Source organism: Actinoplanes sp. TBRC 11911, assembly GCF_012933445.1.
GTDB lineage: Bacteria > Actinomycetota > Actinomycetes > Mycobacteriales > Micromonosporaceae > Actinoplanes.
The window spans coordinates 117660-132618 of the sequence record NZ_JABBNC010000013.1 but is presented as its reverse complement, the minus strand read 5'-3'; the positions used below and the strand labels follow the sequence as shown (position 1 = coordinate 132618).

The 14959-nt window shown below is 63.3% G+C and carries 9 protein-coding genes; 2 read left to right on the top strand and 7 right to left on the bottom strand.

Features of this window, described 5'->3' with window-relative positions; all coding sequences use genetic code 11:
- Window positions 1-528 precede the first annotated feature (528 nt).
- Complete coding sequence (locus tag HH310_RS19810; protein ID WP_169177065.1) at window positions 529-1326, bottom strand: hypothetical protein; 798 nt, start codon at window positions 1324-1326, stop codon at window positions 529-531.
- A 776-nt stretch (window positions 1327-2102) separates the two neighbouring features.
- Window positions 2103-2678 carry an RNA polymerase sigma factor gene (locus HH310_RS19805; protein WP_169177064.1) on the bottom strand — a complete coding sequence of 192 codons (576 nt, stop codon included), beginning with the start codon at window positions 2676-2678 and terminating at the stop codon, window positions 2103-2105.
- 689 nt (window positions 2679-3367) lie between these two features.
- Between HH310_RS19805 and HH310_RS19800 the strand changes: the two genes are divergently transcribed.
- Window positions 3368-5680 (top strand): WD40 repeat domain-containing protein, encoded by a 2313-nt coding sequence (locus tag HH310_RS19800; RefSeq protein WP_169177063.1) that lies wholly within the window; start codon window positions 3368-3370, stop codon window positions 5678-5680.
- Here the strand turns inward: HH310_RS19800 and HH310_RS19795 are convergent.
- The 5 genes from HH310_RS19795 to HH310_RS19775 form a co-directional block, all read right to left on the bottom strand.
- Entirely contained in the window at window positions 5629-7515 is a 1887-nt protein-coding gene (locus tag HH310_RS19795) for a hypothetical protein (RefSeq protein ID WP_169177062.1), read from the bottom strand. The genes HH310_RS19800 and HH310_RS19795 overlap by 52 nt on opposite strands.
- Window positions 7512-9413: an AAA family ATPase gene (locus HH310_RS19790; RefSeq protein ID WP_169177061.1), complete on the bottom strand. Its 1902-nt coding sequence runs from the start codon at window positions 9411-9413 to the stop codon at window positions 7512-7514. Before HH310_RS19790 ends, HH310_RS19795 begins: the two co-directional genes overlap by 4 nt.
- Window positions 9413-9688: a hypothetical protein gene (locus HH310_RS19785; RefSeq protein WP_169177060.1), complete on the bottom strand. Its 276-nt coding sequence runs from the start codon at window positions 9686-9688 to the stop codon at window positions 9413-9415. The genes HH310_RS19790 and HH310_RS19785 overlap by 1 nt, the downstream gene beginning before the upstream one ends.
- 79 nt (window positions 9689-9767) lie before the next feature.
- Complete coding sequence (locus HH310_RS19780) at window positions 9768-10784, bottom strand: lipase/acyltransferase domain-containing protein (protein WP_169177059.1); 1017 nt, start codon at window positions 10782-10784, stop codon at window positions 9768-9770.
- Window positions 10785-10997: 213 nt separating this feature from the next.
- Complete coding sequence (locus HH310_RS19775) at window positions 10998-11138, bottom strand: hypothetical protein (protein WP_169177058.1); 141 nt, start codon at window positions 11136-11138, stop codon at window positions 10998-11000.
- A 403-nt stretch (window positions 11139-11541) separates the two neighbouring features.
- Here HH310_RS19775 and HH310_RS19770 point away from each other — a divergent pair, with 403 nt between their 5' ends.
- Complete coding sequence (locus HH310_RS19770) at window positions 11542-14772, top strand: DEAD/DEAH box helicase (protein ID WP_169177057.1); 3231 nt, start codon at window positions 11542-11544, stop codon at window positions 14770-14772.
- Window positions 14773-14959 lie beyond the last annotated feature (187 nt).

The window sequence follows — 14959 nt, the reverse complement described above, 5'->3', positions numbered from 1 at the left end:
TGCGATGCTGCTTCGAGTCTCTCTGTTGTCGTGCTCTCCTGGAACGTGCCGCCGAGCTGGTGATACACACCCGAAGCGCTTAGCACGGCGCTCAGCCGAGTCCACGGTGACCATCACCACGGACAGGTCGCGGATCTCATCGAGGATCATGTGGGCCCTCCAGATGTATGGCTGCGCCTCGTCCGGGAAGAACTGCTGCCACTGCCACACCGCTGTCGCGCAGCTCTCGGCCGCGTTGATCAGCGAGACGCCGTCGCCGGATCCCTGCATCTGGATGGGTCGCTCCGCTCGATACCCGCTTAGCCTGCGCCCGTTTAGGCCGTCGCACCGCAGCGCGCCATGGTCTGCGCTATCGGGCGCTCAGAGTCCTGACAGACCCTTGCGCGAGGTGGTCCGAGTGTCGCCCGAGGTGTCGGTCGGTATGGTCTACGCGACGCCGTCAAGATGCGCTTTGCCGGCGGACGCGGACGCGAGTCCTCTTGGGGCGATGGCTCCCCCAACGCTGGGCACTTCGAGACAGCGAAACGGTCAATAGGCCAACCCTGTACTGAGCCCGAACCTGATGGTGAATTCTCCAGACTGAGTGCCACTCGCAGCGGAGTGGTTAACGACCAGGCCGAGGATCGCCGGTGGCCATCTGGTGGCACCATCGGGTGCTGTCGCGTCAGACCAGCGGATTCCGTCAAGATCGTCCGTGTCATTTGGGTCCACCGTGGCAGTGTGGAGATCGGCCCCCTGGAAGTCGGATAGCGCATCCCACGCTTGGCTCAGAACTTGCGCAAGTTTGTCAGCAGCTAATGTGCTGTGCCACAGCACTGAGACGTCGATGGCGAAGCCGCGAGTGAGAGGCTCGCCAAGGCGTTCAAGGTCATCTTCGATTTGCCCGAGGAGATCGCCAACTTTTGATAGCCCAAGAATTGCGGGTTCTTGCTCCCGGGACTTGGAGGCGCGGTCTGCATATCGGTTGGCAAGCCCCTGACGGCGTTTGCCAGCGGCAGAAGCCTTAGTGCTTCTATTCGGCTGACCAGAAGGGTCGTCTCCCCCTATGAGATCGCTGAGGCGTCCGATGATGTCCGGCGACTCACCAGCATGGGGCTTGAGGATGGCGATGGCTTCGTCGTGCCGCCCAAGATGCACAAGATATTCCGCCAGACATGTGGCAGCCTCGCCGGATTCAGTCGCAAAAGCGCGGAGCGCCATCATCGTCAAATCGTCGCCGCGTGCGTCCTCCAGCCCAAGATAGGGCAGGCGTGAGAAGAGCGAGGGTAGGTGTGAACGCTGGTTGAGCTCGGCGTTGAACGCCTCGGCCGAGGTGCGGGGGAGCATCTCCGAGCCTTTGATCGTAACCGGTCCGACCGGTCGGCTGATTGGAAGAGTCTCCGCGAGAGTTGCGATCGCGGACACTAGGCGGTCATGCTGGAGGCTTAGTACAACTGGTATGTCGCTGATCGCCCGATCCATACAGCCAGATCCGGGGCGGACTCTGCTCAGGTAAACGCGAATGTCGCTTACGTGCTCGATCGCTCGGCGCAGATGGTGGTGGCGGTGGCCCATACGTAGGTAAAGCCGGTCCGTGCTCGCAGCGTCATAGATCTTCGCCAGGCTGGTGGTAAATGGGCTGGATGCACCGGTGATTGGTGCCTCGGAGTTGGCTTCAGTCGTGCCCCCCGCTATCGCTGGGGTATGAAAGCTCGCCGGTCGAAGAATGGCGATAACACCGGACGTGCTATCGATCGATCTTGTCAGGTCATCGATCAGGGCCGCGTGCCCACTCTCAAGTGAAAAAATCCTCGCAAGACCGTCACGCGCTGAAATTGCTCCTGTCAAATCCGATACCAGCGCCGCGTACGAACGTTGGTCCGCTTCGTGAGTCGACGGTCGTACCAAGGGATCCGCAGAGCGGAAACCTGGGGTCTTCACCAGTCCTTCCGTCAGTGGCAACACGGCTCCGAGATTCTCGCATAGGGAGTCATACTCCGCCGAGTAAGGAAGCGTACTAAGCCTGACGCCGGCCGTGACTCCTCTGAGAGAATCAAAGATGTCCATATTTTCGGTAATCGAGGTCGGAGCCTCTGGGTCTCGGCGTGTCATAACTATCCTCGCTATTCCCCGGTCTCGTGGTGTTTCTGCAACGCGGCCCGTGCATGTCGTAGCAGCGACCGCACGGTTGTCACGGGCTTACCGAGCACAGCAGCGATCTCATTCGGCTGGTAACCGTCGTAGAACCACGCCATCACTTGCCGTTGCTGTATCGGTAGCGTTTTTAGTATTGACAGCACCTCGTGCCGGGATTCGATCTCTGTCGCGGCGTCGACATCGAGTAGGGTGTGGCTATCTGGGCACTGGTCGTGGGGAATCTCCTGCCGTTGCTGCTGCTCCTGCCGCCACCACGTCCGTGACGCCACGGTACGAATCCACGCACGCGGCTTCTCCAAGTCGTCCCACCGACGGTAGGCTTGCATCATCGTCTCCTGCGCCACGTCAGTGGCCATGCTGACTCTGGCGCCGTGGGTCGCGAGAAAAGCTACGAGACGTGGCAGTTCCCGCAGATAGAACAGTTCGAACTCGGTGTCGCGCTCAACCTTGCTCGGCGTTATCGACATCCGACGGGATCGGTCACCGTCTTCATGACGATCTTCCGGGCCGGCAACTTCAGACTTCGCTGTTTCGTCCTTCATGTTTGCTCCAGGGGTCCGGAACGGAATTCTGATGCTCGAAGCAGTTCACAACCCGCCAGCCGGCCTCCAACGGACGCAACGTGAGCCCTCCCGCTTCGAACCTCATCAGTTATCTAGTGCTCCGAGCGCTGCGCATCGTGCAGCGAGCGCACGAGTTGCGCGGGCTTCCTGGTTATCTGTGACGGTTTCCGGCTGTTGGCTTCCCGGGGTGTCGGGACTCGCCGCGCATAGCTCGATCGCGGTCTTGTCCTACGGATGCTCTTCGGCAGCGCTCAGCCGTCTGAACGCGTTCATCGCCTGCCGTAGACGGTTGCGGCGACCTGATCAGCGATCTGGCGGTCCAGGTGATTGGCAGGTAGCGTCTGCCACGGCCCGCCGCTTGATGGCGAGAGGCGGGCAGCATGGTTGATCGTGTAGCGCTCGAACTCCGCGAACGCAGGCACTTCAGAAGCAGTTTGCCGTCGGTGCTACGCCTCCTGCTTGACATCGGCGAGGCGATGCCGGGCCCTATTCGTAAGCCTTCGCTGGCTTGCGTCCTTGTGAATCGTCGCCTGGCCTTCACGAAATCGTGGGGGGGCTTCCGCCTACGTGGGCGCACATGGCCGGACGGATCGATCAGGACTGTTGGCTGCTTTAAACCACGACTACGATAAGTAAATATTCATGGCTCAGCGTGGTTAAGGGGTCAGATGGCTATCACGTCGGGACATGCGCTGATCGCCGACGCCCTGATGAACGCACCCTTCGACGAGATGCCGAGCCCATACATTGTCACTCGGCTAGCGGAGCACGTGGGCGCCGCCGATAAGTGGCAGGACCTGTCAGATCGTCCCTACCTCCTGGACACGCTGGATCCGGATTCGGTGGCAGCAGCAGCGCTGCGGACGGCGTACGGGAGATCCGCGCTGCCGCCCGCCATAGCCGCCTCCCTGTCAGCCCGGCATCTGCTGAAGCGACTCCAACCACCAGACCGCTTGATGACCAGGTGGATAGCCGCGGCTTGCGGCTGGTCGGCGCCAGACGCGGAGCCGCGAGCCTGGGCCAATATCGGCTACCGCGAGCCAGCGCACATCGTCCTCACTGGTCATCGCGGCGCAGTGCTCTCCGTGGCAGCGTTGCGCACCCTCGACGGCATCGCCATCGCGAGTGCGGGCAATGATGCGACCCTCAGGATCTGGAACCCCACGACAGGCCGTGCAGCCCGCCACCAAATAGATACCGGCCCCGTCGTCACGACCGTGGTGGGACTTAGGAGCGCCGACGGTCGGCTGCTCGCGGGAGTGAGCGACGGCGGTGCTGTACAGGTCTGGAACTGGCAAACCGGCGCGCAGATCTTTGCGATCCCAGCCGGCAGACCGACCGGGCGCGGGCTACTCGCATCCCTTCCGCAACCGGATGGCAGCGAGTTCCTGTGCGCTGGCACTGTCCGGGGCGACCTCAGAGTGTGGCAGGTTGGGGCCGACGGAACCCTGACGCTCGCCGCTGCTCTGATCCCGCCTAGCCCCGTCCGCATGATCGCGTCGCTACCGCGCGACGATGGCCGCACGTCAGTGGTAACCGCCGGGTACGACGGGGCCGTCCATCTTTGGGACGTTCCAACCGAGGCTGTCGTGGGCTTGGCCGCGTACGCCAGCGGCGGCATCGAGGCGATCGCTGGGGCGGAAGCCCCGGATGGCGGACATATGCTCGTGGTCGCTGAGGACGGGGAGGGCCTTGACCTAATCGCCGTCGATGATGACCTGCCTTTTCGTGCCCACCGGACTACTCTGCGGTCGCCACGCGACCGTATCGCATGTGTTGCCGTCATCAGCGATGCGAGGATTCTCGCGTCCGGCAATCGAAGCGGGCTTATCCGGCTGTGGCGCCACACCGGCGACGCCTGGCATCCCACGACCGCCATGGCTGGTCACTCCGGGGCGATCGTCAGCATGATGAGCATATCTTTGACCGACGGACGCACCATGCTGGTCACCGGCGGTGAAGACGCGACCGTACGGCTGTGGCACCCCGACACGGCCCCGGAGGATCGCCCGGCCGCCGATGATTTGGACCTGGTGACGGTTTGCGCAACCACGCGATTCGGCCCAGACGAGGTGCTGGCCACCGGGAGCAATCGCGGTGTCGTCCAGACGTGGGACATCCGCTCGGGGCATGCTCGACCGGGGTTACGGTTTGAGGATCGCGGAGCCATCTACGCGCTCGTAGCTGTCGACCTAGGTAACGAGACCGTGGTGGCTACCGCGGGGACCGAGCGCCTGGTCCGAATCTGGAACGCGCGTACCGGTGACTCGGTCGTTGATCCGCTACAACGACACCAGGACACCATCCATGCGCTGGCGGTGGTGCGCAACGCTGACGGTATCCTTCGGATCGCCTCGGCCGGTGCAGACCGGACGATTCGGCTTTGGGATCCGCGTTCCGGTCGTGCGGTTGGTACTCCATTGGTGGGGCATCGAGCATCGATCGAGCATCTGGCGGTGGTTTCGCTCGGGGGCGGTCCGGACCTTCTCGTCTCGGTGGGGAGCGAGCCGGTCGTGCTGGTGTGGCGACCGACCGACGGTGACGAGTACATCGAAGGGGAGTTCAGACTGGACTCGAACGCAACAGCGATCGCAGCGTCTGGCGAACTGGTGTTGGTCGGCTGCGCCGGTGGCGAGATACATGGGTACAACGCCAGCCGCCGCGAGTCCCTTGGCGTGATTGCCGCGCTTGACGGTGGTGTGCCGTTGGCGCTCGCGGTGTTCGGGAGTTCAGACGATACGCTGATCGTGATCGGCACCGACTCGGGCGAGATTCAGATCTGGTCGCTGCGGAACCGTCGACGTCTGCGGACCACACTGCTGCCGCTCCACCTGCGCCCCGAAGCCATCGCCGTCGCGGCCGACCGGCTTGCGATCAGGACTCAGCGTGGGCTCCTGGGGTGCCAGATCGACCCGCGGGTCTTCGCCGACTACCAGCCCGCGGGCTTCAGATCCCAACGAGGAAGTATCGCTGGCGCCTGACTCTGGCTTCGCGCAACTGTTCCCGGACGCTCATCATCGAGCCAGGACGAAATCTCGGCGTTGTCCTCGACGACTACCGGCAACTGTACCGCACGGACACTCTCCAACAGGTCGTCGGCCTCCACGATTAGTTCCTTCCATTGCCGCATCAACCCGGCATGCGCCCCGACCGCCGCATGCAAGGTGTCCATGGCGTCCGCCTTGCGCCGCTTGCCCTGCGCCCGGATCGCCGCCATTCGGCGGGGGGTGTTGAGGTGAATCCCCAGCGCCACAACCCCACACACCACAAAGACGGCCAGCAGGACGAGAGCCTGGAATGCGAGAAAAGCGCCAGATGTAACCGCGACCAGCCACAATGCCAGGCTGGCAAATGCAACCGTGGAAAAAAATATACGGGGTATGTTTCGCCGTTCCATCGTCAACTCGTACTCGGTGTTCTGGTCCATCCTCCGAGCCAGTTGGTCGGCGACCTCGTTGGGTTCGATCCTGGAGCCGATATCGCCCTGCCAGTTGTCGATCGTGGCGGACATCGTCTCCGGCACCGCGGCCTCGCTGCGTGCTCGCAAATTGATTGTGGCCTCGCAGATCCAGTCGCGGGCTAGATGGGTCGCGAGTTGCCTTGTCCGGGGCGAGACGTCGAACCGCTCCGGATGCATCACCAAATTCGTGATTAGATCGAAGAAGCCGGTAGTCGGCTCATTCAGCGTGGCTTCCGTCTTGAGGAGGTCCGCCAGGGTCTCCTCGTCACCGTCCGGGTCCGCCATCCGTTTGAGGTCGAACTCCTTCGACCGGAGCTCGCGCTCGCCCGGCTCGGGTAACTCCGATAAGCGACGCAGCACCCTGTCGATGCCGTTCAGCCGCTCGTCCGGATCCGCCTTTTCCTCGGCATCGAGCGGCCGGAGAATATGCTTGGCGTTGCCGAACGCCTTGGCCTGGTATAGCTCGCGGGCGATCTGGCGCCAGCCGGCGTTGATCTGGGTCAGCCCGTGGTAGCTCCTGGAGAAGTCCTCTTCCGATCGGGCGCCGCGCGGCGAATGCCGGGCTATGAACTTCTCCCATCGATCGACCTGAGCAGCTACCAGCTCTGCGCGACTTGAGAGCTGATCGAACCACGTCATGCATTTCACGTTGATTTGATCCCGCGCCGCCGAGCCGAGTACGCCCAGCATCGCCGAGTCGAGCACGACGACGAACTCATCGGCGAGTTGCAGCGGATCCTGGCTAGGCAGGTAGAGACGGAGCCAGCTGTCGGTGGCATCGAAACGGCGGTATCGCGCATTCAGCAAGCCGGCGAACAGCGCGGTCTTGCTGACGTGGCTGGACATGGCCTTGAGCAGTGCCGATTCCATGGTGACTTGGTCCTTGCGTACCCACGACACCGTCGCGTTGAGCACAGAGGCGAGCCAGTATCCCGGCGCGTCGATTCCTTTCTTCTCGGCGATGTACTGCAGGGTCGCGTCGTGGGCTAGTCCGCTTTCCCAGACGTCCAGGATGCCTCGCATCGTCCGGCGGACGTCCTCATATGGACCATACTTGCGCTGGATCTCGGCCCGCAGGTCGACGAGGCCGACCTGAGCCGTTAGGCGTTCCAGGTGGCGGTGACTACGCGCGGCGAATGCGGCAAGGTCCGTGCTGAGCTGTAGAACCTTCTTATCCAGGCCGTCCTGGCCCTTTGCTATCTCCCTCAGATGGGATTGCAGCGATCGATGGAGGGTGTTGGCCTGAGCCAGTACCGCCGCGATTGCTTCGTTCTGCCTTTCCAGCTGGTGGGCTGCGCTGTCGAGCGACCGGTTGACCTCTTCGAATTGCTCGCCATAGTCGATCATCTCGGTCATCTTTCTGAGGAAAAGATCGTCTTGTAGGTCTGATGAGCCAGTCGATAGACAGCGAACCCAGACTCAGCGTCGACCAGGATGTACGGCGCTGCCCGTTCGAGCAGGCGGTCGATGTCCGCATCCAGGATCGGCTCGCCGCCGTTAAGCCCTCTCGCCGCCGTGGCCCATATCCGCTCACTGCGTGGCATGCCGCGGCCGCGGGCCAGCGCGAGAGCTGTCAGCAAGGGCACGGCCGCGGGCATCGAGCTGGCCAGGCGGTTGACGGCTGCACGGAATACGCTGCGGTGATCCCCCGCGATCAAGTCGACCAATGCGGCTTCCCGCAGCAAGGTCGGCCGGGCCATGACCTCGTGGACCACCAGCCGTGCAAACAGGAAATCTTTGTCCGCGCCGAGGTTGCGGACGAGGCTAGAGAGCCGCTCGATGTCCGCGTCAGAGACGGGGAACCGGCTGGTTGCCTGGGCCGCTGCCAGGCGTCGCCGCATGTAATGTCCGATCGCGTCAGGGTCTCGGCGCAACTCCAAGATGGTGCTCGGCGGCCCGGCCAGCGCGTCCAGGAGATCCGTCACCGGCTTGGGGGCTTCATCCACCGCGTCCTCGGACGAGGGTCGTGTTCCGATCACGAGCCTGCCGTTGGGTAATTCCGCGAGCCGCCGAAGTACTGTACTGGCGACGGCGACCGCATCGATTGCCTCGTCCAAACCGTCGACGAGCACGGTGAAGCGCCGGCGGGCCAGGCGTTCTACCAGAGCATCTACGTCCGATTCTGACCAACCCTGATCGTGATCGGGTAGCGACTCGCCAAGTGATTCGGCGAGCCGCCGTACGACCTGGCCAGTGTCCAGCAGGGCGAGGTGGACGGCGGCATCGAAGATGTCGTCGGGCGGTGTCAGCGGCTCCGGATCTGGCTCGGTGAGATGCGCGTGATCGAGGACGGCCCGCCACCGAGGGTTGGAGCGCAGCAGCAGATTGCCGAGCATCGAGGACTTTCCGCTGCCAGGGCGGCCGGTGACGACTAGCATCCCGTGCTCGGCCGATTGGAGCCAGGCGCAGATCGCGGTGCGCTCGTCACGGCGCCCGACGAAGAACGATCCGAATTCACCCTGCTCGGCGGCCTGAGCCTTCGGGAAGAAATGGTTGCGTTCATCCGCTGGCGTGGTGGCGAGAAACTCTACGAGCTGTGCATAGATGTCGAGCGGAGCGCAGATCGCGGCCTGTAAGGGGGGTCTGTAGCGGAGCTCGACGCGGCGGGGATTGTGCGGGAGAAACTCGAAATCGACAAGGAGCTGGTCCAGCTCTTCGACCAGTCCACTAAGAGGCACAATTTCCTGATTCGTGGTGAGGCGGCCGATGGCGGTCTCCAGCGCCGTGCGCAGCCGGCCGACATAGGACGCAGCGGTCCCGGAGACGCCAATAAGCCAGAGCCGCCGCGGCATGGTAGACATCACCTCACTGGCGACCTGGTTGATGAAGATGCCGCTCCCACATGCCTCGACGATGACGACGGCCCATGCGTCATCAGTAGCCTCGCGACGGTTCCAGTCGTATTTCAGATGCGCCGCCATGGTCTGAGAGAGCAGCCCATTGACGGTGATCGGATTCCGAGTGTCGTAACAGGCGAGGGCCGCGCCTGCTGCGTTGGCCTGGCCGTGCCCGAGCCAGAGCAGGATCGAGCTAGGTCGTTCCCTCCTTCCCCACCATTCGTTGAGCTGCCGCTCGACCGAAGCCTTGTCGCGCGTCTCGCTTGCCGGCTGGGCCGACGCGACGCCGCCCAACTGACACAGCAGTTCCACGATGGCTGCGGCGTCCTTGCCGACGCCGTCCAACTCGGTGAACTGCTCGTACTTCCGCACCGCGATCGCCGTGACGTCGAACGGTGTCTCCGCAGGAACGGCCATCAGTCCCCACCGGCGAGCGTCAAATCATCCAGCGGGCAGGCGAGGACGATTGCCGACACGGCAGAGAAGGCTCCTTCCCTGACCTCGACCCGGTAGGCGCCCTCTGTGGGCAACACTGCGACCGCACGGAGCGCGCCACTGCGGCGGCTCGGCCGAACCTCGAACCGCTCACCACTGTCGAGCTCAGTCACAGTGCAGGTCGGCATCGCGTCCTCACCGGCCTCTATAGCAATCTCGCAGGGTTGCCCTACCGCGACCAGGTCGGGCACCTCCATGCCGAAGCCCTCCTCGCCCATCGGCGGCCCAAGGCGTCGGCGAATCAGTTTCGCCGTGACGACGGCACGCGCCTCCGGGCTACGGGCGATGCCGGCATGGGACTGGGGGAGACTCGCCATGGGGCTCCACACCGCCAAGCGCCGCCTCGACATAAACCGTCCCGTCTCCACCGTGGTCCACCAGTTTGGATTCCGCCGACGCAGCAGGCAAATGCCATTGCGGAATGACCACACCTGCCTCGATGCGCATGCTTTGCATCGTCGGCTGGAAAACGCCCACCACAGTCGAGAGGCTTTGGGGCGCTGGCTCGCTAAAAGCCTCGTGCAGACGCAGCGAGCTCGCAGCGAGTTCCGGATCACCGCCGATTTCAGCGACGTCCCGCGGTGTCAGTCGACGTCCCGCGCCACCGTCGTCGACACACCGGTACGAGGGCAGCAGGTCGTGCACACCGGGTAGCGTCGCCGCCAGGGCGCGGAGCCGTGCCCGTGGAAGAGGAACCGGCGCACCTCGGCCGGAGTTGAGTAGATACACGGCCTTGACAGCTCCGTTGAACGGTGTGCCGAGCGCAATGGTTTGTCCGACGATGTCGCGGCCGCCGAGCCGCTCGGTGAAGTACCTCGCGATCAGGCCACCCATAGAGTGGGCGACCAGTACAAGCGCCGCGTCGCGGCTGCCCTGGGGGTGCTGCCGCCACCTCCGGAGGTGTTCCTCGGCTGCAGCGGCCAGCCGGATGGCGCTTGTCGGGACCGACAGGCGCCAGTCGTAGGGGAACTCAGCGACTGAGTCCGGATGCGGGCTCTGCTCCCGGATCCGCTTGACCAGCGCGGTGTACGGCTCGAATCCGCCTAGACCTGGTGAGGCGCTGGGAAACCGAAGTGTCCGTGTCGCCCTCACCCGGCCGCAGGTTCCGTCCCGCTCCTCATCGGTGAGGTGCAGTCGGCGGATGCCTTCGGCTGAGGTCCAAAAACGCGCATACATTTTCGGACTGAGGCCCCACAAGATGTCGCCGCTTTCGACGTCGACCAGCTCACTTCCCATGATGCCTGGTAACACCAACACGGCATCGCGACACAGAGGCAGGGCGGCCTTTTCCATCCACTTTCCTCCGCGCAAGGGTGACGAGGAGTGGTTAGGGCATCACTCTAGTGCGGCCCCGGTGGTCCAGGGAACACCCTGGACGTTCCACCGCGAGCGAAGCTTGACTAGCGTGTTGGCCCATCATCTCGCCAATGATGGCAAGGCGCGGTACGAGTCCTCCCCACCGCCGGACTTGGGCGTAGTGCAGCGTTGCCGAGGCGCTCGGCCACCTCAGGGATGCCTAAACCCGGGATGGCGCAGGCTGGAAGCGAGCAGGTGCCGGATCCGGTGCGGCTCGATCGCCGGCACACCAACGGCGACGGCAAGCTCGGGCCGTATGCGGTGCACGCTCGGCGCCAGGAAGATGCTCAAGCTGACCATAGGGCTGGCCAGCCGCGACCAGGGCAAGGGGGAGTGAGCCCGCAATCGAGCCGTCTACGTCTCTCGTGGCTGCTCGGTCCGGCCGCCGACACGAGGGTGTGTGCCACGCGTCGACGCTTCCAGCGGGCAGATGGTCGGCGTGTACCGGTCGGACGAGGTGGGCATGGCTTTGCCGGTATTAGCTCTTGGTGAATCGCTGAGATCTGCTTTGCGTGATTTCGGAGAGAGCCGTTTTGGTGGTGACGGCACAAGATGAATGTGGACATTAGGGTTTTTTCAGCCGGAGCATGAGGGGATGGGGCCCGCACTGGGTTGGGCGACAGCCGGAGAGGCCCAGTGAATCGCTTCTCGTCTATTTTTCATTGTTCCTTGGTCGTGTCATCATCATCCGCTGATGACTGAAGATCGATCTGCGGCCGGCCGTGAACGGCGAGGGTGGCACTCGGGAAACATTTGGGCTCGTTCGGAGGAGTTCGGCGGTAATCCCGTCAAACAGCTGCTTGTTCCCGAAAGCGACTTCTCTACCGTCGCTGGGGGTGAGGCACTTGAGGTTGCCAACAACTACGGCGTCTGGCCTGCTGCGAGTAGCGAAAGTCCGATAGTTCAGGAAGTTGTGTGGCTGGCATTGCCGCCGGGAACGCGCGTAGGGGATTCCCTTACGAGCGCTTCGTGGCGTAGGCCTAAGGTTGTCACTCGCTCTGACCCGGCCGATGTTGTTGAGTCGTATCGGAACGCGATTACGTTCAACGAGGGCACCGGCGACTGTGCTGGTCTGCGCTCTCCGCAGCTCGGCGCGGTGCACGCGGTACTGGGCTATTGGACGACCAAGAGAGACACGCCGGCGACCGTTGTGATGCCGACGGGCACTGGCAAAACGGAGACGATGCTGGCGCTGCTGGTGGCTGGGCGGCTGACCCGGCTCCTGGTCCTCGTTCCGTCGGACGCGTTGCGCGAGCAAGTGGCGACCAAGTTCGAGACGCTGGGCGTGCTGCAAGAACTTGGCATCGTCACTAATACGGCTTTGCGTCCGGTTGTAGGGCGGATTCAGAAGGGCTTCACCAGCGCAGACGTCGCTGGGTCGTTCGCGCGGGCATGCAACGTCATCGTCGCGACGCCGCAGGCGTTGACTGCCTGTGATCCTGATGCGCGCGATGCTGTCGCAGGTGCGTGTACGCACCTGTTCGTCGACGAGGCGCACCACGTCGCGGCGCGGACCTGGTCCGACGTTCGGGACTTGTTCGTGCGAAAGCCGGTCGTTCAGTTCACAGCGACGCCGTTTCGTGAGGACGGCAGACACCTGCAAGGGCGCAGTATCTATTCGTTCCCTTTGCGGGAAGCTCAGGCCCAGGGTTACTTCTCTTACGTCGACTACACCGCGGTGATCGACTTCGAGAACCTCGACCGGGCCGTGGCCGCGCAAAGTATTGCCAAGTTGCGTGCCGATCTGGCTGCCGGACTGGACCACGTGTTGATGGCTCGGGTCGGCAGCATCAGCCGGGCGAAGAACATCAAGCCGCTCTACGATGAGCTGGCAGCCGACCTGTCGCCCGTGATCGTGTATAGCCAGATGCCCAAGAAACAGCAGCGTGAGGCCGTTGCCGCCCTGCGCGAGGGACGTTCTCGCGTCGTTGTGTGCGTCGACATGCTGGGCGAAGGCTTTGATCTGCCGTCACTGAAGATCGCTGCGGTGCACGACCCGCAGAAGAGTCTCGGCGTGACACTGCAGTTCATCGGCCGTTTCGCGCGGACGTCGGCCACCGGGAGATACGGCGCTGCGTCGATATTCGTGGCGCGAAGGGAAATCGAGGTCGATGGCCGCCTGCGTGAGCTGTACGCCGAGGACTCGGACTGGAATCTGATCTTGCGCAACCTGACCGAGGCTGTAGTGCAGGGACAGCACGAGGTCAGCGACTTCGAGGACGGCTTTACGAGCCTGCCCGAAGAGGTCGCAATGCGCAGCCTGCTGCCGAAGCTGAGCACGGTGGTGTACCGGGCACGCACCGACAACTGGGAGCCACAGAATGTGGTCGACTTCTTCGGTGACCGCCTGTACACCGAGCCCATCGGGCTCAACCTTGAGGCCGGTGTCGCCTGGTTTGTGGTGAAGAACCGTGGTGACGTCAGCTGGGGTGATCTGAAGACCATTGAGGAGGTCACCTTCGAGCTTTATCTGCTGTACTTCGACCGCGACAAGCGTTTGCTCTATATCAACAACTCGGCCAACAGCGGGGTGTTCGAGGATCTTGCCGAGGCCGTGCTAGGCCCCGATCCGGCGCGGTTCACCGGCTCGACGGTCTACCGGGTGATGGCCGACATCAGCCGGCTGGTGCCGACGACCGTCGGCGTTCTGGACGCTCACGATCGCTTCCGTCGTTTCTCCATGCACGTCGGGTCCGACGTCACCGCCAGCTTCTCTCAGGCGGAGGCCAGCACGAAGTCGCAGACAAACATTTCAGGTGGCGGCTACCGGGACGGCGAGCAGGTCACCATCAGCGCATCACTGAAAGGGCGTATCTGGTCAACGGCGATCGCTCGCGGCATCATGCACTGGTGCGACTGGTGTGATTCGGTTGGCCAGAAGCTACTCGACGACACGATCAGCATCGACCAGGTCATCGGACAGTTCCTTCTGCCAGAACGACTTACCGACCGGCCCGCCGGTGTCGTCCTGGCCATGGAATGGCCATGGCAGATCCACACGGCCCAGGCCGCTAACCTGCGGCTTTCATTCAAAGACCTGGCCTACGAAGCCGCCTACACCGACCTCATTCCCGATACGACCGTGACCGACAACCTGTTCCGCTTCGACGTGCGTACAAAAGGCTGGACGGTCACCTACGAAGCCGTTGTTGAGAACGGGCGGCTGCGATACCGGTGTACTACCGACGACGAGATAAAAGCCGTGCGCGCCAGATCTGAGCTGAAACTGAGCGACTGGCTTAACGAGATGGGCCTGACGTTCCTCCTCGACGACGACCGACTCATCGAAGATGACCTACTGCTTCAGCCCAACCGGAGCCGGCCACCCTACGATCGGGAAAAACTCACCCCTCTCAACTGGGCTGGCACCACCATCACGGTCGAGTCTCAGACGAAGGACCGCCTAACGCACTCGATCCAGTACCGCGCGATCACCGAGCTCAAAGCCGAAGCCCAGCCATGGGACCTCATCATCGACGATGACGGCAGCGGCGAAATCGCCGACATCGTCGCCATGCGCGTCGACAACGAAGGCCTGCTGATCCGCCTCGTGCACTGCAAGTACTCGCACGCCGACGCCCCGGGCACCCGTGTCGAGGACATGTACGAGGTCTGCGGGCAGGCCCAGAAGTCGGTCCGATGGCGCCGGGGTGATCTCCGCTGGTTCTTCCGCACGCTCAACGACCGCGCCCAGAAGAAGCAGCAGCGTGAAGCCGTCAGCCCTTTCGAGGTCGGCGACCCGCACGCGCTGTACCGAATCCAGGAGCAGGCGACCGTACTACCCCGACGCATGGAGATGGTCATCGTCCAGCCCGGTCTTTCCGCTAGCCGAGCGACGCCCCAGCAGCTAGACGTGCTCGCCTCTACGCAGGCCTATCTGCTGACGACGATCAACGCGCCACTCGCCGTCTGGTGTAGCTCGTGATCGATGCATCACCGTCGGCGTCGGGGCGAGCCCGAACAGGATCAGGTCTACGCATGTACGGCTCAACGGCTCAACGGCTCTGCCGGCCAGCATGGCGCTGACCGACCTAGAAGTGATTAGGCTCGCGACCCGAAGACCCGGAGATAACCATAGAAGGATCCAGTTCTTGCGCTCAACCACTGGGCGC